Genomic DNA, 20,847 nt, shown 5'->3' on the forward strand with positions numbered 1-20,847 from the left:
CTAACGCTTCTCAAAGGGCTTGAGGCCCCGGCCCAGCCGGTTCGCGCCCAGCACGATGGCGTCGCCTGACCAGTCGGCGAGGAACACGGTGTTGCGGTCAACACCGGTACCAAGGCTCGCGTCATTGCCACTTATGGCAAGGCCCGCGCTGCTTCGCTGGCGGCCCTCTGCTGCGACCGCGATAAAGGCGCTGTAATTTTCCTTGTCCTGCCCCTGCACAAAGACATTACCGCTGATCATGCCCGATGCGCCCGCTGGCAAATCGATCATGTAATTGGTTAGCTGACCCCGTGTATCGTCAAAAGCGTTGTTCTGGATAATCGCGCGCGCCGCCCGGCTTTTGACGTAATGGCCGCCATTGCCGCGTTCAAAGCGGCTGCGGGTAACGGTTAGCGAGGCGAAATCGCCGATATAGATACTGTGCGCGCAGGACAGGCCCCGGTCACAGCGGCCAAGCTCGCTGAAAGTCGTCTGGTCGATGATGATCTCTCCGGCCGGGTCTTGCGCGGTCAGGATGCCCTGCTCGCTGTTACGAAAGACCGAGCGGGTGATCGCCAGATTGCCCTTTTCCAGCCGGATGCCTGCGCCATTGCCGTCGGGCACACGCATATTCTGGAAAACCAAGCCGTCAATCGCGGCAGACTGGCCGCGCAGCACCAGCGCCGCCTTGCCCTCGCAAATGCCGCCGTCGAATATGCTGCGTCCCGGCACCTCGGCGCGGTAGGAGATATGCCCTTTGGATTGTATCGCGCAGCTGCGGTAGGTGCCCGGCGCGATGATGATCGTACCCTGACCATCCCCAATGGCTTCGATAGCTTCGTACAGCTCGCCAAACGTCCGACCATTTTCCGCAATCTGGAAGGGTGCCGAACCCTGCTGGGCGGTTGCCGAGGCAGTGGCTATCGCGGCGATGGCGGGAATGAGGAGGAGCGGGAAACGGTTCATGATATTTCTTCCGGTTTGGCTTTGCTTCAAATGTGCCTGCTTCCGGCGATTTCTGCCAGCGGGTTAACCACAGATGCCTTCACCTGTCCATTTAGGGGACATAGCTATTCATGAATGGCCGGTCCTGCCTTGCTTGCGACGGGCGTGGATGATGCTACTTCTCGGCCAGGACTGTCGACACAGAATCGACGGCGAGTGGAGGGTATATGCACACGGTTACCACAACCGAAGTTTTCCTGCTGGCGATGCTGATCATCTTCACTCTGCCCTATCTGGTCTGGCGGCTGGGGCGGACCGAATATTATGCGCCGCTGGTGGTGGTGCAGATCGTCGCGGGCATATTGCTCGGCCCCGGCGTACTCGGCGCGACCTTTCCTGATTATTACAGCTTCGTCTTTCGGCCCGAAGTCGTCACCGCGCTGAACGGTGTTGCCTGGTGGGCGGTGATGATGTTTGTCTGGGTGGCGGGGATCGAGCTTGATCTTGACGAGGCGTGGAAGCGGCGGCGCGAAACCGGCGTGACGGCGGGCTTTGCGCTGTTCACGCCGTTATTGTTCGGCAGCCTTGCAGCCATCGTGCTGCTTCAGACCGGCGATGGCTGGGCAGGTGAAAAAGGTGCGCGCTGGCAGGTGATTGTCGGCATCGGCATGGCCTGCGCGGTCACGGCACTGCCCATCCTCGTGCTGCTGATGGAAAAATTGGAGATTTTGCGCGAGCCCATAGGCCAGCGCATCCTGCGTTATGCCAGTCTTGATGATATCGCGATCTGGGGCGTGCTCGCGCTGATCCTGCTCGATTGGGACAGGATCGGGCGGCAGGGGGCGTTCCTTCTGCTTTTCGGTACGCTGACACTGGCGATCCGCTGGCTCATGGTCCGCATCCCTGAACGCGACCGATGGTATGTGGGCCTGATCTGGCTTGCCGCCGCTGGATTGGCCGCCGACTGGGCGGGGCTGCATTATATGGTCGGCGCGTTCCTGGCGGGCGCGGTGCTCGACGCCAAATGGTTCACGCTGAAGGATATGGACAATTTCCGGAACACGATATTGCTTGCGGTGATGCCGGTTTTCTTCCTCTCGACCGGGCTGCGTACCCAATGGGATGTCGGCGGAGTCGCGGTCTTTGGAGCCGCAGCCCTGCTTTTGGTCGCGGCAGTCGTCGGCAAGCTCGCGGGAATCCATATCGCAGGCCGCATATTGAAGTGGGAGAAGGGCGAGGCATCGATCATCGGCTGGCTGCTGCAGACCAAGGCGCTGATCATGATCATCTTTGCCAATATCCTGCTCGATAAGGATATCATCACCAATGAAACCTTCACCGCACTGCTTTTGATGGCAGTGGCTTCGACGATGCTGACGATCCCGGTGGTGACGCCGAAGTTGAAGGCGCTGGCGGGGCTGCTGAAAAAGGCAGGATGATTGGCGGTTAAATTTTCAAAAGCGTCAAAAGCGACGCATGATCGCCTAAAAAAGAAAACTGCTTTTTCTGTGTCACCAGCACCGATGGCAGCCCACGCGGAGAAACTTTGACCCGACTATTCTTGTTTGAATTCAAGGCCACAGCCAACGAAGCCCAGCCAGCAACACATTAGATTGGCAATTGGGAAAAATGGTGGCTCACAATGTCAAAGAGCCGACCCATCACTTGCGCAAAGGGAGAGCGGCACGCTGACAAATGAAGTCCTACATTTCAAGCAGCTTCCGTCCCCTCACTCATTCAAATTCGGCCGCAAATATTGCCGTGCCTTGTCCAAATCCAGCCCGCGCCGCGCGGCATAATCCGCCACTTGATCCTCGCCGATCCGTGCTACGCCGAAATATTCGCTTTGCGGGTGGCCGAAGTAAAAGCCGCTGACCGCTGCGGTTGGGAGCATTGCGAAGCTTTCGGTCAGGGTGATGCCGGTGCGATGGGTGGCGTCGAGCAGGTCGAACAGCACCGGTTTCAGGCTGTGGTCGGGGCAGGCGGGATAACCTGGCGCAGGACGTATGCCGCGATATTGCTCGCGGATCAGCGCCTCGTTGGTCAGCTGCTCGTCAGGGGCGTAGCCCCATAGTTCCTTGCGGACATGCTGGTGCATGCGTTCCGCAAAGGCCTCCGCCAGGCGGTCGGCGAGTGCCTTCAGCATGATGTCCGAATAATCGTCGATATGCGCCTTGAACTCGGCGAGCTTGGTGCCGATGCCATGGCCCGTCGTGACCGCAAAGCCGCCGATCCAGTCGCCATCGGGGCTGATGAAATCGGCGAGACACATATTCGCACGGCCTTCGCGCTTGGCCACTTGCTGGCGCAGGAAGGGCAGGCGGACATGCTCTTCATTGTCGAGATAGATGACGACATCGTCGCCCTCACGCGCGCAAGGCCACAGCCCCGCAACGCCCTTTGCGCGCAACCATTTTTCCGAAACGATCTTGTCGAGCATTGCCTGCGCGTCAGCAAACAATTGCCGCGCGCTTTCGCCGACCACTTCGTCTTCGAGGATCGCGGGATAATTGCCGTGCAGTTCCCAGGCGCGGAAGAAGGGTGTCCAGTCGATATAATCGCGCAGATCGGCAAGCGACCAATCGTCATAGACGTGCACACCGGGCTGCAGCGGTGCACCGGGTTTCAGGCTTTCGTCGATTTCAAAGGCATTGGCGCGCGCTTCTTCGAGCGTGGCCAGCGGCTTGGCAGTCTTGCCCGACCGTGCGTCGCGGATATGGCCATATTCGGCGCGGGTGTCGGCGACGAACTTCTCGGCGAGCGTATCGCTGACCAAGGTGGAGGCTACACCGACTGCGCGGCTGGCATCGAGCACATGCACTGTCGGCCCCGAATAGACCGGCTCGATGCGCAGCGCGGTGTGCGTTTTTGACGTCGTGGCCCCACCGATGAGCAGCGGCATCGTCATCCCCGCGCGCTGCATTTCTTCTGCCACCGTAACCATTTCATCAAGGCTGGGGGTGATCAGACCAGACAGCCCGATCATGTCGGCGTCATTTTCGACCGCGCTTTTGAGGATTTCCTGCCATGGCACCATGACGCCAAGGTCGATGACTTCAAAGCCGTTACACTGCAGCACCACGCCGACGATATTCTTGCCGATATCATGGACGTCGCCCTTGACCGTGGCCATGATGATCCGGCCCTTGCCCTTGGAGTTTTCGTCTTTCTCAGCCTCGATATAGGGGAAGAGGTGGGCAACCGCCTTTTTCATCACGCGCGCCGATTTGACCACTTGGGGCAGGAACATCTTGCCGCTGCCGAACAGGTCACCGACGACATTCATGCCGTCCATCAGCGGACCTTCGATCACCTCGATCGGGCGTCCGCCGCGTTCCTTGATCGCGAGGCGCGCTTCCTCGGTATCCTCGACGATATGCGCGTCGATGCCCTTGACCAGCGCATGCTCGATGCGCCGTTCGACCGACCAGCCGCGCCATTCGGCGGCGGCCTTTTCCTGCGCGGCGTCGGTGCCCTTATACCGTTCGGCAAGCGCGATCAGGCGCTCGGTCGCGTCAGGGTCCTTGTTCAGGATCACATCTTCGCAGGCGGTGCGCAGTTCAGGATCGATCGTGTCATAGACATCAAGCTGCCCGGCATTGACGATCGCCATGTCGAGTCCGGCAGGGATGGCGTGGTAGAGGAAGATGCTGTGCATCGCACGGCGCACGGGTTCGTTGCCACGGAAACTGAATGACAGGTTCGAAAGGCCGCCCGAATAATGCGCATGCGGGCACAGCACGCGCAGTTCCTTGACCGCCTCGATAAAGTCGACACCGTAATTATTATGCTCTTCGATACCGGTCGCGACCGCGAAGATATTGGGATCGAAGATGATGTCCTCGGGCGGGAAGCCGATGCCGACCAGCAGATCATAAGCGCGCTTGCAAATGCTGACTTTGCGCTCCTTGGTGTCCGCCTGGCCGGTTTCGTCAAATGCCATCACGACGACGGCCGCGCCATAGGCCATGCACAGGCGAGCGTGATGCAGAAAGGCTTCCTCGCCTTCCTTCATCGAAATCGAATTGACCACAGGCTTGCCCGAAACGCATTTCAGCCCCGCTTCGATCACACTCCATTTGGAGGAGTCGATCATCACCGGCACGCGCGCGATATCGGGTTCGGCAGCGATGCGCTTGAGGAAAGTCGTCATCGCCAACTCGGCATCGAGCAGGCCTTCGTCCATGTTGACGTCGATAATCTGCGCGCCATTTTCGACCTGATCGCGCGCGACCTCGACTGCGGCTTCATAGTCGTCGGCGAGGATCAGCTTCTTGAACTTGGCCGATCCGGTGACGTTGGTGCGTTCGCCGATGTTGACGAACGAGGAGCCGGTGGGGCGGGCGGTGTTGGCGGTCTGGTTCATTTTTTCTTACTCGTCGCCCCGGCGAAGGCCGCGGCCGTTGGAGGTTTTCTCAATGGGTGCAGGCTAAACCTGTCGCGGCCCCGGCCTTCGCCGGAGCGACGCTTCGCTATGCCGCCATCACAAAAGGCTCCAGCCCGGCAAGCCGCGTCACCACTGGCGCGCTCGGCACCTGCCTCGGCGCTCGGTCGGCAACCGCCTTGGCAATCGCTGCGATATGCGCTGGCGTGGTGCCGCAGCATCCGCCGACGACATTCACCAGTCCTTCGTCGAGCCATTGCTCGATCAGCTTAGCGGTCTGCTCGGGCAGTTCGTCATATTGGCCGAGTTCATTGGGCAGCCCCGCATTGGGATAGGCCATCACCAACGCGTCAGCATTTTTGGCAAGTTCCGACAGATAAGGTCGCAGCAGGTCTGCCCCGAACGAGCAGTTGAGCCCGATGGTCAGCGGTTTAACATGGCGGATGGTGTTCCAGAAACCCTGCACCGTATGGCCTGACAGGTTGCGGCCCGCCATGTCGGTGATCGTCATGCTGATCATCAGCGGTACATCGCGACCGCTTGCTGCGGCCGACTCCTGTGCCGCCATTGCTGCGCATTTGGCGTTGAGCGTGTCGAATATCGTTTCGATCAGCAGGAAGTCGACCCCGCCTTCGATCAGCGCATCGCATTGTTCGCGATAGTCGGCCTTCAGCGTGTCGAAATCGACCTCGCGATAGCCGGGGTCGTTGACATCGGGTGATAGAGAAAGCGTCTTGTTGGTCGGGCCGATTGAGCCGGCTACGAAACGCTTGAGACCATCCTTTGCCTCGGCCTTGTCGGCGCAGGCGCGAGCGAGCTTGGCGCTTTCGACATTGATGTGCCGAACCAGATGCTCGCAACCATAGTCGGCCATCGCGACACGGGTGGAGCTGAAGGTGTTGGTTTCGATCATATCCGCGCCCGCCTCCAGATAGGCATCGTGGATCGCGCCGATGATGTCGGGCCGGGTGATCGAGAGCAGATCGTTATTGCCCTTCTGGTCCTTCGCCAGATCAAGATCGCCGCGATAATCGGCTTCCTCCAGCTTGTAGCGCTGGATTGATGTGCCATATCCGCCGTCGAACACAAGGATGCGTGTCCGGCAGCGGGCGGTGAAATCTTCGCGGGCGCTCATGCTGCGGCTTCCTTCGCGGTTTCGACCGGGCGTTTGCCGAGCAGGTGGCAGATGGCATAGCTGAGCTCTGCCCGGTTCAAGGTGTAGAAATGGAACTGGCGCACACCGCCTGCATATAGCCTGCGGCACATTTCGGCGGAAATTGTGGCAGCGACAAGCTGGCGCGCCGAAGGGTGGTCGTCGAGCCCTTCGAACAGATGCGCCATCCATTCGGGGATTGCCGTGCCCGTCATTTTGGACATGCGCTGGATCGCGGCGAAATTGGATACCGGCATGATACCGGGAACGATTTCGGCTTCGATGCCCGCAGCGGCCACGGCATCGCGGAAACGGAAGAAGGTTTCGGGTTCAAAGAAGAATTGCGTGATTGCGCGGCTGGCGCCTGCGTCCAGCTTGCGCTTCAGGAAGTCGATGTCCGATTGTGCGGTTGCGGCTTCGGGGTGGATTTCGGGATAGGCGCTGACCGAAATTTCAAACGGGTGCAGCTTGCGCAACCCTTCGACCAGTTCTGCAGCGCTCGCATAGCCATTGGGGTGTGGCTCGAACTTGCCCCCAGCATTGGGCGGATCGCCGCGCAGCGCGACGATATGGCGCACGCCCGCCTCCCAATAGGCGTTGGCGACCTCGGCAATCTCCTCACGCGTGGCATCGACACAGGTGAGGTGCGCCGCGGCGGGGATGCTGGTTTCCTTGGCGATGCGCGCGACCGTATTATGCGTGCGCTCGCGGGTGGAGCCGCCCGCACCGTAAGTGACCGACACAAAGCGAGGGGCCAGCGGGGCGAGCGTGACAATTGAGTCCCACAATTGTTCCTCCATCTTCTCGGTTTTGGGCGGGAAGAACTCGAAACTGATCTCTGCATCGCCAGGCAGCCCCGCGAATAGCGAGCTGGCAAGGGCGCGGCGCGATTCCGCCATCTGGTCAAGCGATAAGATCATGCAACATTCCTAAGAAGTGGGGGCCTGAGTTTGGGAGATTCACTTGCGGTCTGACCGCGCTGGCCCAGCCAGATTTTGACGGCCAGCTTACCTCCTGCAAGCGTTTCGGTGCGTGCCGGAACCAGCCCGGCGCTGGCAAAAGCGCGCGCCATGCTCTCGTCGGTGAAGCCGAGGCGTGCATGGGCGTGAACGCTGCGCAGTTCTTCGAGATCATGGGCGGCGAAATCGACGATCAGCAATCGCCCATCGGGAGCCAATACGCGTGCGGCCTCTGCAATAGCGCGTTCGGGATGCTGGGCATAATGCAGCACCTGGTGAAACAGGATGGTGTCAAAGCTGCCATCGGCGAAGGGCAGGGTGTTGAAATCGCCGAGCACGATTTCGGTGTGTGCCTGCACCGCTGCGGCATCTTCCATCCCGCCCAGCTTGGCGCGGGCGAGCCGCAACATCTCTACGCTGTTATCAAGGGCGACAAAGCGTTCGGCATCGCGCGCAAATAATTCGATCATGCGCCCGGTGCCGGTACCGATGTCGAGCACACGGCCAACCGGCGCTTCACCCAGCAGCGCGCGCATGGCCGCCTCCACTTCCGCCTCGGCGATGTGAAGCGACCGGATCTGGTCCCATTGTTCGGCATGGGCATCAAAATAGGCGGCTGCCATTTCGGTTCGTGCCGAACGGACCTCCTCCAGCCGCGCCAGATCGCGCAGCACCGGACGGGAGTCCTCTGTGCCCGGCAGGGCGAATAACGGCTCGATTGCGGGATGCGACAACATCGCGCCGGGGCGCAGGAACACCCATGCCCCTTCACGGCGCCGCTCGGCAATCCCCGCTTCGTCCAAAATCTTGATGTGACGCGACACGCGCGGTTGGCTTTGCCCCAAAATCTGCACGACCTCGCTGACGGAAAGCTCCAACTGCCGTATCAACAGCGTGATTCGCATCCGCGTCGGATCGGCAAGCGCGCGCATTATGTTGAGCAAAGGCGTCATTGGATTAGCATATAAAGAAATCTTTATATCATGTCAATTGGCGCAATTGTGACATATTTTTGAACCGCTGGTCGTCAAATGGGGTCAAACGAGCGCACTCTACGTATTTTGTAGAAAAAACCCGATTGCGTTGAATGTTTGAAGCCGCTAGTGGAAGCGCCGCAAGCCAAGCTATGCACCTCGCATGCTGCTTGTCTGGTTTTTTGAAGTTCTTTGTTAGGGGGATTTCCCACATGAAAAAGATTGCTGTTTCTCTCGTTCTCGCTTCTGCAATGGCTCTGGCTGCTTGCTCGGGCGCTGAAGAAGCCACCACTGAAGCCGCTGAAGGCGCTGAAGCCGCTGCTGACGCAGCTGCTGAAGGTGCAGAAGCTGCTACCGACGCTGCTGCCGCCGCTGGCGACGCTGCTGAAGCTGCAACCGGCGAAGCCGCTGCTGCTGCAACCGACGCTGCTGCAGCTGGTAAAGAAGCTGCTGCCGCTGCTGGCGACGCAGCTGCTGCTGCTGGCGATGCCGCTAAGGCTGCTGGCGACGCTGCAAAAGAAGCTACCAAGTAATAGCTTCTTAGCTTCTAGCTAAAATTCGAAAGGGGCTGTCCTGCATTGCAGGGCAGCCTTTTTCTTTGCGCAATTCAGTTGTCGAACTTAGGATGTCGATATGATCGGTCGCCGTCATATCCTCCTGTTCACCACGGCATTTCCCGCGCTGCACGCATGCGGCCCGGCACCGACCGACCCTGGTCCTGGCGGTGTGACTGTCGAAGAAGCGGAAATGCTCGACGAAGCGGCGGAAAAACTGGATGACGATTTTGCCAATCCGCCGCCTTTGACGGAAGAAGCCGCAGACGACCGGTAATCAGCGGTGATGTGCGGCCACCGTTCGCGAAACCGCCTGCATCATCGCCATTCGGTCAGGCACGGGCGCGGTTGTGCTCGAAATCATCACCACGACGGCATAGCGCGTTCCATCGGGTGCGGTCATGATGCCGATATCATTATAGCCTGTGGACACCGACTCTAGTTGCTGACCCGTCCCGGTCTTGTGACCGAAACGCCAGCCCGCCGGAACACCGCTTTTCAAGCGATTGGGGCCGCTTTTGGTCCGTTCCATCATGGCGAGCAACAGTCGGGTCGACGCAGGAGACAGCAGCTCCCCGCGCGCCAGCCGGCTGAGTGCTCCGGCAATGGCATCGGGTGCTGCACCGTCGATAGGATCGGCCAGATAGGCGTCGAGCGAAGCCTTGCGCCGTTCATAAGGCAAATCGGCGCGCGCTGTATAAAAACGGCGACCGAGCGAATATTCCTGCTGCCAGCTCATCCCCGCAATCTGGCTTTGCAAAAGCCTTTCTCCCGGACCGAAGCGGATCTTGCCCAGCTGTTTGCGCTCGATAAAGTTCCGGACGGCGGCAGGCCCGCCTGCGGTACGCAACAGGCTGTCATTGGCCGTATTGTCACTGGCTGTAATGGCCTGTTCGAGCAGGCTTGATATGCTTTCTTCGATCGCCCCATTGGCAACTACGCGCTCTCGAATGGGCTGGTGAAACACGGCTAGGTCGTTCATCCCAATCCGTACCGTCTGGTCCAGACGCAGCCGACCTGAATCGACCTGATCGAGAATCGTCATTGCGACCCACATTTTTGATACGCTTTGCTGCGGGAACCATTCGCCCAGCCTTTTGCCCGTCACCCATTGGCCGTCGATCCGCTGTACGGCGATGCCGGTTTTTCCGGGGAATGCGCGCCAGATTTCGTGCAGTTCAGCCTCAAGCTGGGCGGGGGCTTGAGCCGAATTCTGGGCAGGCAAAGGTTTGGGCGCGGCAGGCTTGGGCACAGGCACGACTATGGCCGGTGTGGGCCGTGGCGCAGGCTTTGGCACCGGTCGTTGCGGCGCGGGTGCTGACACGCAAGCCGATATGAGCAAAGGGAGCATGATCGATGCCGTCAGTCGGGCGATAGGCGACACTATATTCTCCAAACAATTTACATCCCTCGCCTAACTGGCAAGCGAGCACCGCAAAAGCGGCGAAAGGGGCTTTTGCGACCAATCGACTCATATTCAAAGACCAGCCGTTGTTCGCTAAACCAAAGGATATAGAAGTGGATATTACTTGACCTGAACGATGCGGCGTTGTTGTCGTGGCGGTGACAAAATCTATACATGCAGGAGTGTAACAATGTCCGACGAAGGCCTTTTTATCGGCTCTACCGCAGAGGGCGCGCGGCAGGCGATTAATTGGAAGCGGGCCAACCGGCACGGGCTTATCGCGGGCGCAACCGGCACCGGTAAAACCATCACTTTGCAGGTGATGGCAGAGGGCTTTTCGCGCAATGGTGTTCCCGTCTTTGTCTCTGACGTAAAGGGCGACCTTGCCGGCATGGCAATGGCGGGTGCTGCCACGCAGAAGAACCACGAAAATTTTGTCAATCGCGCGAAGGAAATTGGCGACAGCGAATGGGTCTATTCCGACAATCCGGTGCAATTCTGGGATCTGTTCGGTGAAAATGGGCATCCGGTGCGCACCACGGTTTCCGAAATGGGACCGCTGATGCTTTCGCGGCTGATGGATCTGAACGAGGTTCAGGAGGGTGTGCTGACCATTGCCTTCCATGTCGCTGACAAGGAACAGATGCTGCTGCTCGATCTGGACGATCTGCAGGCGATGCTCGTCAATATCGCCGAGCGTGCCGAAGAAATGACCACCACTTATGGTAATGTGTCCAAGCAGAGCGTCGGCTCTATCCAGCGTTCGCTGCTGCAACTGCGTTCGCAAGGGGGCGACCGGTTCTTCGGCGAGCCCGCACTCGATCTGGACGACTTTATCGCCTGTGATGACAAGGGGCGCGGGATCATCAACATCCTGTCGGCTGAAAAGCTGATGCAGAGCCCCAAGCTCTATTCGACCTTCCTGCTGTGGCTGCTTTCCGAACTTTTTGAAACGCTTCCCGAAATCGGCGATCCCGACAAGCCCAAGCTCGTCTTCTTCTTTGACGAGGCGCATCTGTTGTTCAGTGACGCGCCGAAAGCGCTGGTCGAGAAGATCGAACAGGTTGTCCGTCTGATCCGTTCGAAAGGCGTCGGCGTCTATTTCATCACGCAGAACCCGATCGACATTCCCGATACCGTGGCAGGGCAGCTCAACAACCGCGTGCAGCACAAGCTGAACGCCTTCACCCCGCGTGATCAGGCGGCGGTCAAATCGGCGGCGGAGACCTTCCGCGCCAATCCCAAGATCGACGTTGCGACCGCGATCACCGAGTTGAAAGTGGGTGAGGCACTGGTTTCGGTGTTGCAGGCCGATGGCGCGCCGACGCATGTCGAACGCACGCTGATCCGCCCGCCCGCATCGCGCACCGGACCGTTGACCCCGCAGGAGCGCGGCGTGATGATCACGACCGACGCGATTGGCGATAAATATGACGATCTGATCGATCGCGAATCCGCCGAGGAAATTCTGCAGGCCAAGGGTGCTCAGGCGGCCGCTGCGGCAGAAGTCGCTGAAGCTGCTGAAGAGCAGGCAAAGCTGGATGCCATCGCGGCCAAGGAAAAAGCCAAGGCTGAAGCCGCTGCCGCCAAAGAGGCCGCCCGCGAAGCCGCCCGTCAAGCGCGCGAAGCGGCGAAGCCCAGCATGGCCGAAAAGATGGTCCAATCGGCCGCACGTTCGGCGGCGACCTCGGTCGGGCGCCAGCTCGCTGGTAGTTTCGGCAAATCGCTGGTGCGCGGAATTTTGGGCAGCCTGTTCAAATAGGCAGGCCCGGAACGAAAAGTGCGGCCGTGTTTTAAGGCACGACCGCACGGGTGTCCGTCGAATGCAGATGGGTCGCTTTTGCAGGTCTTCGCCGGACACCCACCCCCGTTGCGGGTTGAACCAATGCTAGGCGTTCCAATTCTGCATTAATTGTAAAAACACAACATCGTCAGACAGCATCGCAAAGCGACAGACATGGGCTGCGCTGTGCAATGGTAAGCTGCAAATTATTCCATCCTAGGGCATTGCAATCCTCGGTTTAATCGCGCAATTAAACTGCGAGAGAGGAATCACCGATGAGCATGCCCGCAGCCCAAGAACTTGCCGATTTCGAGGCGCAGTGCGACGCCTGGTTCCGCGAGCATACCGTCGCCGATCCAGGCTTCATGCTGCCGCTGACCTTCATGGAGGTGTCGACCGACCAGCAGTTTGATTTCCTGCAGAAATGGCAAAACAAGGTCTATGAGGCAGGCTATATCGGGATGAGCTGGCCAGCCGAATATGGTGGTCGGGGCATGCATCCCGAATTTCAGCGGATCGCGACGCGGATCATGAAAAAATATGATTCGCCGATCATGCTCAACGCAATCGGCAATGGCTGGGCCGGGCCGCTGATCCTCGACATTGGGACGGAGGAGCAAAAGAAGCGCTATATCAAGCCGATGCTCGCAGCTGAGGAAATCTGGTGCCAGGGCTTTTCCGAACCCGAAAATGGCTCCGATCTTGGCAATGCCCAAACCCGTGCGGTGCGCGACGGCGACGAATATGTCGTCAACGGCTCTAAAATCTGGACCTCGTTAGGCGACCGGGCGCACATGATGATCCTGCTCGCGCGCACCAATCCGGATGCACCGAACAAATATGCGGGGCTCAGCTTCTTCCTGTCACCGATGCGGATTCCGGGCATTGAAACGCGGCGTATCAAAAAGCTCACCGGCGAATATGGCTTTGTGCAGACCTTTTTCGACAATGCCCGCATCCCCGCCAAGGATATCATGGGCGAAGAGGGGCAGGGCTGGCTGGTCGCGATGAAAACGCTCGAATATGAGCGCGGCGCGAAGGTCAATCTCGCGGGCGGCTCCTTCGCCAAGGAAATGGATGTCATGGAAATCCTCGACCTGGCCCGCAGCGCGCAGCGCGGCGGCAAGCCTTTGCTCGACGATCCAGTGATGCGCGACAAGCTGGTCGAATTTTTGATCGATGCGCAGGCGCTCAACCTCAACAATGCTCGCAGACGGATGGCTCCGCTCAATCAGGATCGCCCGATGGGGCTGTCGCTGATCAACAAATTGGCGCGGACCGAACTGGTGCGTGAGCTGACGCAATTTGCCCTGCAGTTTCAGGGCACCAAGGCGGGATATTATGTCGGCGATGAAAATGCCGTCGATGGCGGCTTCTGGCACCGCAGCTATCTGAACAGTTTCTCCGCCACCATCGGCGGCGGCACCAGCGAAATTCAACGCAACATCATCGGCGAGCATGTGCTCGGCCTTCCGAAAACCAAGTAAAGAGAGGATAATCCATGAGCGACGCATTGGTCGAAGCCCGTGACGGCATTTTGATCATTACGATCAACCGCCCCGACGCGAAAAACGCGATGAACAAGGAGGCGTCGGAGCTGATTGCTGCCGCGCTTGACCGGCTTGATGCAGAGGATGATCTGCGCGTCGGTATCGTGACCGGTGCGGGCGGAACCTTTTGCTCGGGCATGGACCTGAAGGGTTTCCTGCGCGGCGAAACGCCATTCGTCGCTGGCCGAGGCTTTGGCGGCATTACCCAGAAATCACCGGCCAAGCCGCTGATCGCGGCGGTCGATGGCTATGCGCTTGCAGGCGGCCTTGAAGTCGCGATTGCCTGCGACATGATTGTCGCCAACGAAAACGCCAAATTCGGTATCCCCGAAGTCAAGCGCGGGCTTGCCGCAGCGGCGGGCGGCTTGATGCGCCTGCCCAAGAAAATCGCGCCGCATATCGCGATGGAGCTGGCGCTGACGGGTGATTTCATGGACGCGAAACGCGCCTATGAACTCGGCCTCGTCAACCGCGTGACCTCGGGGCCGGCACTCGACGCTGCCATCGAGCTGGCGCAGGCCATTGCGGGCAACGGCCCGCTCGCGGTCAAGAAATCGAAGCAGGTGATCGCCGAATCGGGCGAATGGAGCGAAGCCGAAATGTGGCAGAAGCAGACTGAAACGCTCGGCAATCTCTTCGCCACCAACGATGCCCGCGAAGGCGCCGCTGCCTTTGCCGAAAAGCGCAAGCCCAATTGGACGGGAACGTGATCCATTTGGAATAAAACATAAATTTGTAGCCGACCTGATCTGGAGAGTGTCCACGAAGGAACGCCCGCGCAGGTCGGCTTCAGAATGAGTGAGACGGAGAGAGAGTGATGCACCCCAAGATTCATGCCACGGTTAACCCCGACAAACCCGCCGTCCTCATGGCCGGGTCCGGACAGGTCGTGACCTATGCCCAGCTTGAAGCCAATTCGAACCGGGTGGCGCAATTGCTGCGTTCGCTGGGGCTGGGCCATGGCGATACCATTGCCATGTGCATGGAAAACCGGGCTGAGTTTTTCGATCTGGCATGGGGTGCCCAGCGCGCCGGTTTGGTCTTTGTGGCGATCAGCAACCGGCTGACTGCTTCGGAGATCGATTATATCCTGCAGGATAGCGGCTCGCAGGCGTTGTTTACCTCCAACTATCTGGGCGATACGCTTGACCAGATCGAAACGCCGGTGAAGCGCTATATTGTTGGCGGTGAACGGGCGGGCTGGACACCGTTTGAGGGCGAACTAGCCAAAATGCCGTCAACCCCGGTCGCCGATGAGCGTGCGGGCACCGACATGCTCTACAGTTCCGGTACCACCGGGCGCCCCAAAGGTGTGCGACTGCCTTTGCCTGAGGAAGCCGATATTGCAGCGGTCAACCCGCTGGCGATGATCGCTGCCGGTGCCTTCGGTTTTACCGGCGACAGCATCTATCTTTCGCCTGCCCCGCTGTATCATGCCGCGCCCTTGCGCTGGTGCATGGCAGTGCATCGCCTTGGTGGCACCGTGGTGGTGATGGAAAAATATGATCCCGAAGAGGCACTGGCTGCGATCGAGAAATACAAGATTACCGACAGCCAGTGGGTGCCAACGCATTTCGTCCGCATGCTCAAGCTGCCCGAAGAGGTGCGCACAAAATATGATGTCTCGTCGTTGAAATGCGCCGTCCATGCGGCTGCCCCCTGCCCGGTTCCGGTCAAGGAAGCGATGATCGCCTGGTGGGGGCCGGTATTGCGCGAATATTATGCGGGTACCGAAGGCAATGGTTTCACTTTCATCAACAGCGAAGATTGGCTGGCGCACAAGGGCTCGGTCGGTAAGGCATTGAATGCCATCATCCACATCTGTGGCGAGGATGGTGAGGAAGTGCCGGTGGGCGAGGAAGGCGTCGTTTATTTCGAGAGCGAATCGCAATTCAGCTATCATAATGACCCCGTGAAGACCGCCGAAAGCCGCCACCCGAAACATGCGAATTGGTCGATGCTCGGCGATGTCGGCAAGGTTGATGAAGAGGGCTTCCTCTACTTGACCGACCGCAAGAGCTTCATGATCATTTCGGGCGGGGTGAATATCTATCCGCAGGAAATTGAAAATCTGCTGGTGCATCATCCCAAGGTTGCCGACGCGGCGGTCATCGGTGCGCCTGACGACGATATGGGCGAGCGCGTGGTCGCCATCGTCCAGCCGCTCGACTGGGCCAATGCTGGCGACGAACTGGCCGACGAACTCAAGGCCTATCTGCGTCCCAGCCTGTCGGGCGTGAAGATGCCACGTCAGATAGATTTCCGCGAAGAGCTGCCCCGCCATGCGACCGGCAAGCTCTACAAGCGGCTGCTGCGCGACGAATATTGGGGCAACAAAGACAGCCGGATCGTTTGAGGAGTTTGAGGATATGAACGCACCCGTCGCAAAGCCCGAAACCGCCATCGCGGTCATCGATCCCAAATCCTATGCGGCATGGGATCCGCTGCTCGACCTGTTCGACGAGATCCGGGCGGAAACCCCAGTGCTGCGCATCGAAAGCCCGACCGACGATCACGCGCCCTTCTGGCTGATTACCCGCCATGAAGATGTGATGCGGATCAGCAAGGACAATGCGACCTTCCTTAACAGCCCGCGCCCTTCCGTATTGACCAACCGCGCGGGTGAGGATCTGGCGCGGCAGATCACCGGCGGTTCGCCCAATCTTGTCCAGTCGCTGGTTTCGCTCGATGCGCCCAAGCATCCCAAATTGCGGCGGCTGACCCAGGAATGGTTCATGCCCAAGAATCTGAAGCTGATCGAAGCCGATATCAAAGAGCTCGCTAAGCGTACCGTTGATCGGTTGATTGCTGCCGGGCCGGAGGCGGATTTCGTGCCGCTGGTTTCCGCACCCTATCCGCTGCATGTGGTGATGCAGATATTGGGCGTGCCCGAAGAAGACGAACCGCGCATGCTGTTCCTGACGCAGCAGATGTTCGGCGGGCAGGATGAGGATCTGAACAAGACCGGCATGGCTAATCTGTCACCCGAGCAGATCTCGCAGATCGTGCTGGGCGCGGTGAAGGATTTCACCGAATATTTCGAGAAGCTGGCCGAGGAACGGCGCCAGAATCCGGGCAAGGATGTCGCAACTATCCTTGCCAACGGTACGATCGACGGTCAGCCGCTCGATCCGCTCGACCTTGCAGGATACTACATCATTGTCGCCGCAGCCGGGCATGATACGACCTCTGCGAGCACGGCGGGCGCGATGCTTGCGCTTGCCAAAGACCCGGAGCAATTTGCCAAGGTGAAGGCAGACCGGAGCCTTGTCGCAGGCATCGTTGAGGAAGCGATCCGCTGGACCACGCCGGTGCAGCATTTCATGCGCATGGCGAATGAGGATGTCGAAATCGCGGGTGTGCAGATTGCCAAAGGCGATTGGTTGATGCTCAACTATGTCGCGGCGAACCACGATCCGGCGCAGTTCGACGAACCGCGTAAGTTTGAAGCTGCACGTGACCAGAACCGGCATATCGCCTTTGGCGCCGGTGCGCACCAATGCCTCGGCCTGCATTTGGCCCGGCTGGAAATGCGGATCTTGTTCGAGGAGATTCTCGACCGTCTCGATTCGGTCGAGTTGGCCGGCGAACCGAAACGCGCCAATTCGACCTTTGTCGGCGGGCTCAAGACCTTGCCGATACGCTTTCGCGCCAGCTAGGCCCCGGCCCGCCGCTTGGGATTAGCGGCAGCGATAGCGGTCGCGGTCTATTTCGCGTCCAAGGATGGCGCCGCCGGCTGCACCCAATATGGTGCCGATCGCGCGGTCACCGCGGGTGTCGATTGCGCGACCAATCAATGCGCCACCTGCGGCACCTATGATCAAGCCGGTGGTCCCGTCGCTGCGGCGGCAATAATAGCGGTCATCGTCGCCGCGCCACACCCGCGTGTCGCGATAGATCGGCTCCGCATTACGTTGCTTTTTCTTGTAATATCCATGTGCCGGGGCATGGCGCGGTGGATCGGCAAGGGCGATCCCGGGCAAGGCTAGCGCCACGGCAGCGGCGGTTGCGATCAAGGCTTTCATGATCTGACTCCTTCAAAATGGCTGCAACCATTGCACCGAATTTAGATGAACGGAATCTAGACGAAGGCCATTTTGTTGGTCGAATGGTTTTGTACGAGCGTCGAAGCGTGGCGCTGACTATGCTTGCCAAGCGAGTACGCGATGCCTAGTCTTCGAAACATGGCAAATATCATCGCATTCATCCTTGGTCTGATCGCACTGGTTCTGGCTATTCCCGCATTCTTTCCACTGCTCGGCTGGCTCAACTGGCTTATCATCGTGATTGCGGGTGCAGGCGTGGCTTTCGGTTTTGCATCGGAGAAGAATTCGGGCCGCAATTTCTGCCTCGTCGTCGTCGCTATTTGCGCCATTCGGCTGTGGCTGGGCGGCGGGATTATTTGATCCGAACCAAACAGACGTGACCACCGCCAACCAGCAGACGCCGCAAGGCGGTGGGCTTCCCTACGCCTTTTCAGCCTATCTGATCTGGGGTTTCCTGCCGGTCTATTTCAAAATGCTGGCCGAGGTTCCGGCGCTGGACATATTGGCGTTCCGTATCGTCTGGTCGGTGCCGGTCGTTTTCATCATCCTCTATTTCCGCAGCCAATGGGGGGAATTTACCGCTGCGATTGCCAATCCCAAAGCGCGTCGTGCGATGATGCTTTCGGCGGTGCTGATTGCGATCAATTGGCTGGTCTATGTCTGGGCGATCACCACTGAACGGGTGTTGGCGACAAGCATCGGCTATTATCTAAACCCGCTGGTCAATGTGCTGCTCGGGCGGTTGTTTCTGGGTGAGCGATTGACGAAGTTGCAGGGATGGGCTGTTGCTGTGGCTGGGATGGGCGTGGCAATATTGCTCGCCGGTTCGCTTGAAACCGTTTGGATCAGCCTGACTTTGGCTTTCAGCTTTGGAACCTACGGGCTCGTCCGCAAGACCGCGCCCACGGGCTCGGTTCCGGGCCTGGCGGTGGAAATGTGCCTGCTCGGGCCGATAGCGCTGGCTGTATGTATCTGGAGCGTTTCACAAGCCGGAGGTTTCCGTGATATCGGAACCGAGGCCTTGCTTGCGGCCGGAGGGGCGATCACCGTTATTCCGCTGCTGCTCTTTGCGACAGCCGCACGAAGGATGAGCTATACCGCGCTGGGGTTCGTCCAATATCTGGCTCCGACCATCGTCTTCATCCTTGGGGCTTTTGCCTATGATGAACCGCTCGACGCGACCAAGCTGGCTTGCTTTGCGCTGATCTGGACCGCTATTGCCTTGTTCAGCGTCGACGCTTTTCGTCGGATGCGGTCAGGCGGATAGCAGTTTCCAGCCGATAGTCTCGCCCGCGTGGAAGGGTGAAACCGGCGTACCATTGGCATCGACCGACAGTGGTACTTCTACCGGGGCCTTTTCCAGCGTGACCATCTCGTCATTGAGCGGTAGGCCGTAAAAACGGGGGCCGAATTCGGAGGCAAAGCCTTCGAGTTTTTCCAATGCCCCTTCCTCGTCGAAAACCAATGCGTAGCTTTCGATTGCATAAGGCGCGTTGAAAATGCCAGCACAACCACAGGCAGACTCCTTGGCCGATACCGCATGCGGGGCGCTGTCGGTACCGAGGAAAAATTTGGGATTGCCCGAAACCGCTGCCTTGCGCAGCGCCAGCCGGTGCTTCTCGCGCTTGGCGACAGGCAGGCAATAAGCATGTGGGCGTATGCCGCCGACGAACATCGCGTTGCGGTTGATATGCAGATGTTGTGGTGTGATGGTTGCACCGACATTTTCACTCGCGCCCGCCACGAAATCAACCGCCTCAGCCGTAGTGATATGTTCGAAGACGATCCGCAAATCCGGAAAGTCACGGACGATATGGTTCAGCGTGCGCTCGATAAAAACCGCCTCGCGGTCAAAGATATCGACCTCATGGTCGGTGACCTCGCCATGGATCAAAAGCGGCATGCCGATCGCCTGCATGCGTTCGAGCACCGGATAGATGTTGGCGACATCGGTTACGCCGTGCGCGCTGCCGGTTGTTGCGTGCGCGGGATAGAGTTTGGCGGCGGTGAACACCCCCTCTGCATGGCCGCGGGCGACCTCCTCGGGCGACAGCGTATCGGTGAGGTAACAGGTGATCAGCGGTTCGAACGCCATCCCTTCGGGTAAGGCCGCAAGGATGCGATCGCGATAGGCACGTCCGGCCTCGGTCGTCGTAACCGGTGGCGACAGATTGGGCATTACGATGGCACGGGCGAATTGCCGCGCAGTATAGGGCAGCACGCCTTTCAGCATCTCCCCATCGCGCAGATGCACATGCCAGTCGTCGGGGCGGCGGATCGTCAGAGTCGTTACGGTCATGGCTTCCCTTTAGTCGCGTGGCTCCCTATCTGTCACCCATGTCTGCACCCCGATTGTTCGACCGCGCCATAATTCGCCTGTCCCCCCAGGAAGAGGGAGAAGATGTACGCGGATTTCTGCAAGGCCTGGTGACGCAGGATATGCAGGCGAAACTGCCGCTCTGGGCCGGTCTACTGACGCCACAAGGTAAGGCGCTGTTCGATTTCTTCCTGTGGGACGATGGCGACGACCTATTGATCGATTGCGAAGCGGCACAGGCCGAAGCTTTGGCACGCCGCTTGTCGATATACCGCTTGCGGCGGAAAATAGCGATTTCCGTCGATCCGAAGCTGGGTGTATATTGGGCCGCAGCAGCGCCCGACCGCCCCTCCGATCCGCGCCTGCCCGAACTGGGGGTACGCTGGACCGCGCCGGTTGCCGATGACGATGTCGACATAAGCGCCTTCTACCGCGCGTACCGCCTGTCGCTTGGCGTGCCCGAAGGCCTTACCGAACTTGGCAGCGATGCGACGCTGTGGCTGGAAACCAATGCCGCCGAACTGAACGGAGTGTCGTTCACCAAGGGCTGTTATGTAGGGCAGGAGAATACCGCGCGGATGAACTGGCGGCAGAAGGTCAACCGGCGATTGGTGGTTGTTCCCATCGCCGATGCCGATCCGGCGAAGGCACGCGCCAGCTATCCCGAACTGGGCCTTGCAGTCGAACTGCGCCGGGTCGAAAATATGGCAGGCCTTCAGCTGCCGACATGGCAGGCAACAGCGATTGCCGCCGATTGACAAGCGGGCCGGGCTCGCCCACCGCGCCGTAAAGATTTCG

19 protein-coding genes are annotated in these 20,847 nt (G+C 59.3%); 11 read left to right on the forward strand and 8 right to left on the reverse strand.

Features of this window, described 5'->3' with window-relative positions; all coding sequences use genetic code 11:
- Entirely contained in the window at positions 1-945 is a 945-nt protein-coding gene (locus tag DXH95_RS14575; protein ID WP_115550291.1) for a right-handed parallel beta-helix repeat-containing protein, read from the reverse strand.
- 206 nt (positions 946-1,151) lie between these two features.
- On the opposite strand from DXH95_RS14575, the gene DXH95_RS14580 reads away from it, so the two are divergent.
- On the forward strand, positions 1,152-2,363 hold the full coding sequence (locus DXH95_RS14580) for a cation:proton antiporter (RefSeq protein WP_115550292.1): 1,212 nt from the start codon (positions 1,152-1,154) through the stop codon (positions 2,361-2,363).
- Between the two features lie 290 nt (positions 2,364-2,653).
- Here DXH95_RS14580 and metH read toward each other — a convergent pair whose 3' ends face one another.
- The 4 genes from metH to DXH95_RS14600 all read right to left on the reverse strand — a co-directional run bounded on the left by metH (position 2,654) and on the right by DXH95_RS14600 (position 8,373).
- The gene (metH, locus tag DXH95_RS14585; RefSeq protein WP_115550293.1) at positions 2,654-5,290 is read right to left on the reverse strand and encodes a methionine synthase; all 2,637 of its coding nucleotides are present in this window, start codon (positions 5,288-5,290) and stop codon (positions 2,654-2,656) included.
- Positions 5,291-5,396: 106 nt separating this feature from the next.
- Positions 5,397-6,443 (reverse strand): homocysteine S-methyltransferase family protein, encoded by a 1,047-nt coding sequence (locus DXH95_RS14590; protein WP_115550294.1) that lies wholly within the window; start codon positions 6,441-6,443, stop codon positions 5,397-5,399.
- Positions 6,440-7,381: a methylenetetrahydrofolate reductase gene (metF, locus tag DXH95_RS14595; protein ID WP_115550295.1), complete on the reverse strand. Its 942-nt coding sequence runs from the start codon at positions 7,379-7,381 to the stop codon at positions 6,440-6,442. The genes DXH95_RS14590 and metF overlap by 4 nt, the downstream gene beginning before the upstream one ends.
- Complete coding sequence (locus DXH95_RS14600; protein ID WP_115550296.1) at positions 7,378-8,373, reverse strand: ArsR/SmtB family transcription factor; 996 nt, start codon at positions 8,371-8,373, stop codon at positions 7,378-7,380. Before DXH95_RS14600 ends, metF begins: the two co-directional genes overlap by 4 nt.
- A 243-nt stretch (positions 8,374-8,616) precedes the next feature.
- Between DXH95_RS14600 and DXH95_RS14605 the strand changes: the two genes are divergently transcribed.
- Together DXH95_RS14605 and DXH95_RS14610 are read left to right on the forward strand one after the other, a co-directional pair.
- On the forward strand, positions 8,617-8,949 hold the full coding sequence (locus tag DXH95_RS14605) for a hypothetical protein (protein ID WP_181883705.1): 333 nt from the start codon (positions 8,617-8,619) through the stop codon (positions 8,947-8,949).
- Positions 8,950-9,027: 78 nt separating this feature from the next.
- Positions 9,028-9,225 carry a hypothetical protein gene (locus DXH95_RS14610; protein WP_115550298.1) on the forward strand — a complete coding sequence of 66 codons (198 nt, stop codon included), beginning with the start codon at positions 9,028-9,030 and terminating at the stop codon, positions 9,223-9,225.
- Here the strand turns inward: DXH95_RS14610 and DXH95_RS14615 are convergent, their stop codons facing one another.
- On the reverse strand, positions 9,226-10,332 hold the full coding sequence (locus DXH95_RS14615) for a serine hydrolase (RefSeq protein WP_239016684.1): 1,107 nt from the start codon (positions 10,330-10,332) through the stop codon (positions 9,226-9,228). It abuts the gene before it with no gap.
- A 211-nt stretch (positions 10,333-10,543) separates the two neighbouring features.
- On the opposite strand from DXH95_RS14615, the gene DXH95_RS14620 reads away from it, so the two are divergent.
- The 5 genes from DXH95_RS14620 to DXH95_RS14640 all read left to right on the forward strand — a co-directional run bounded on the left by DXH95_RS14620 (position 10,544) and on the right by DXH95_RS14640 (position 17,345).
- The gene (locus DXH95_RS14620) at positions 10,544-12,115 is read left to right on the forward strand and encodes a helicase HerA-like domain-containing protein (RefSeq protein WP_115550299.1); all 1,572 of its coding nucleotides are present in this window, start codon (positions 10,544-10,546) and stop codon (positions 12,113-12,115) included.
- Between the two features lie 296 nt (positions 12,116-12,411).
- Positions 12,412-13,623 (forward strand): acyl-CoA dehydrogenase family protein, encoded by a 1,212-nt coding sequence (locus DXH95_RS14625; RefSeq protein WP_115550300.1) that lies wholly within the window; start codon positions 12,412-12,414, stop codon positions 13,621-13,623.
- A 14-nt stretch (positions 13,624-13,637) separates the two neighbouring features.
- Positions 13,638-14,396 carry a crotonase/enoyl-CoA hydratase family protein gene (locus DXH95_RS14630; protein ID WP_115550301.1) on the forward strand — a complete coding sequence of 253 codons (759 nt, stop codon included), beginning with the start codon at positions 13,638-13,640 and terminating at the stop codon, positions 14,394-14,396.
- 107 nt (positions 14,397-14,503) lie between these two features.
- Positions 14,504-16,042, forward strand: a complete 1,539-nt coding sequence (locus tag DXH95_RS14635) for an acyl-CoA synthetase (RefSeq protein WP_181883706.1) — start codon at positions 14,504-14,506, stop codon at positions 16,040-16,042.
- Positions 16,043-16,055: 13 nt separating this feature from the next.
- Positions 16,056-17,345, forward strand: a complete 1,290-nt coding sequence (locus DXH95_RS14640; RefSeq protein WP_115550303.1) for a cytochrome P450 — start codon at positions 16,056-16,058, stop codon at positions 17,343-17,345.
- A gap of 21 nt (positions 17,346-17,366) precedes the next feature.
- Here DXH95_RS14640 and DXH95_RS14645 read toward each other — a convergent pair whose 3' ends face one another.
- A complete protein-coding gene (locus DXH95_RS14645; protein WP_115550304.1) occupies positions 17,367-17,711 on the reverse strand; it encodes a glycine zipper 2TM domain-containing protein in 345 nt (114 codons plus the stop codon).
- Between the two features lie 159 nt (positions 17,712-17,870).
- On the opposite strand from DXH95_RS14645, the gene DXH95_RS14650 reads away from it, so the two are divergent.
- Both DXH95_RS14650 and rarD read left to right on the forward strand, forming a co-directional pair.
- A complete protein-coding gene (locus DXH95_RS14650; RefSeq protein ID WP_115550305.1) occupies positions 17,871-18,092 on the forward strand; it encodes a hypothetical protein in 222 nt (73 codons plus the stop codon).
- A 16-nt stretch (positions 18,093-18,108) separates the two neighbouring features.
- Positions 18,109-18,999, forward strand: a complete 891-nt coding sequence (rarD, locus tag DXH95_RS14655) for an EamA family transporter RarD (protein ID WP_115550306.1) — start codon at positions 18,109-18,111, stop codon at positions 18,997-18,999.
- Here rarD and pyrC read toward each other — a convergent pair.
- The gene (pyrC, locus tag DXH95_RS14660) at positions 18,988-20,031 is read right to left on the reverse strand and encodes a dihydroorotase (RefSeq protein ID WP_115550307.1); all 1,044 of its coding nucleotides are present in this window, start codon (positions 20,029-20,031) and stop codon (positions 18,988-18,990) included. The two genes, rarD and pyrC, sit on opposite strands and share 12 nt — an antisense overlap.
- A gap of 38 nt (positions 20,032-20,069) precedes the next feature.
- Here pyrC and ygfZ point away from each other — a divergent pair, with 38 nt between their 5' ends.
- Entirely contained in the window at positions 20,070-20,807 is a 738-nt protein-coding gene (gene ygfZ, locus DXH95_RS14665; protein ID WP_115550308.1) for a CAF17-like 4Fe-4S cluster assembly/insertion protein YgfZ, read from the forward strand.
- Positions 20,808-20,847: the final 40 nt, after the last annotated feature.

Origin of the sequence: Sphingorhabdus pulchriflava (assembly GCF_003367235.1) — a bacterium.
In the GTDB taxonomy this organism is placed as follows: domain Bacteria; phylum Pseudomonadota; class Alphaproteobacteria; order Sphingomonadales; family Sphingomonadaceae; genus Sphingorhabdus_B; species Sphingorhabdus_B pulchriflava.

What these genes read in the sequence shown, in the direction of transcription:
- DXH95_RS14575 (WP_115550291.1), bottom strand. Translation starts at nt 945, where the DNA reads ATGAACCGTTTCCCGCTCCTCCTCATTCCCGCCATCGCCGCGATAGCC.
- DXH95_RS14580 (WP_115550292.1), top strand. Translation starts at nt 1,152, where the DNA reads ATGCACACGGTTACCACAACCGAAGTTTTCCTGCTGGCGATGCTGATC.
- metH (WP_115550293.1), bottom strand. Translation starts at nt 5,290, where the DNA reads ATGAACCAGACCGCCAACACCGCCCGCCCCACCGGCTCCTCGTTCGTC.
- DXH95_RS14590 (WP_115550294.1), bottom strand. Translation starts at nt 6,443, where the DNA reads ATGAGCGCCCGCGAAGATTTCACCGCCCGCTGCCGGACACGCATCCTT.
- metF (WP_115550295.1), bottom strand. Translation starts at nt 7,381, where the DNA reads ATGATCTTATCGCTTGACCAGATGGCGGAATCGCGCCGCGCCCTTGCC.
- DXH95_RS14600 (WP_115550296.1), bottom strand. Translation starts at nt 8,373, where the DNA reads ATGACGCCTTTGCTCAACATAATGCGCGCGCTTGCCGATCCGACGCGG.
- DXH95_RS14610 (WP_115550298.1), top strand. Translation starts at nt 9,028, where the DNA reads ATGATCGGTCGCCGTCATATCCTCCTGTTCACCACGGCATTTCCCGCG.
- DXH95_RS14620 (WP_115550299.1), top strand. Translation starts at nt 10,544, where the DNA reads ATGTCCGACGAAGGCCTTTTTATCGGCTCTACCGCAGAGGGCGCGCGG.
- DXH95_RS14625 (WP_115550300.1), top strand. Translation starts at nt 12,412, where the DNA reads ATGAGCATGCCCGCAGCCCAAGAACTTGCCGATTTCGAGGCGCAGTGC.
- DXH95_RS14630 (WP_115550301.1), top strand. Translation starts at nt 13,638, where the DNA reads ATGAGCGACGCATTGGTCGAAGCCCGTGACGGCATTTTGATCATTACG.
- DXH95_RS14635 (WP_181883706.1), top strand. Translation starts at nt 14,504, where the DNA reads ATGCACCCCAAGATTCATGCCACGGTTAACCCCGACAAACCCGCCGTC.
- DXH95_RS14640 (WP_115550303.1), top strand. Translation starts at nt 16,056, where the DNA reads ATGAACGCACCCGTCGCAAAGCCCGAAACCGCCATCGCGGTCATCGAT.
- DXH95_RS14645 (WP_115550304.1), bottom strand. Translation starts at nt 17,711, where the DNA reads ATGAAAGCCTTGATCGCAACCGCCGCTGCCGTGGCGCTAGCCTTGCCC.
- DXH95_RS14650 (WP_115550305.1), top strand. Translation starts at nt 17,871, where the DNA reads ATGGCAAATATCATCGCATTCATCCTTGGTCTGATCGCACTGGTTCTG.
- pyrC (WP_115550307.1), bottom strand. Translation starts at nt 20,031, where the DNA reads ATGACCGTAACGACTCTGACGATCCGCCGCCCCGACGACTGGCATGTG.
- ygfZ (WP_115550308.1), top strand. Translation starts at nt 20,070, where the DNA reads ATGTCTGCACCCCGATTGTTCGACCGCGCCATAATTCGCCTGTCCCCC.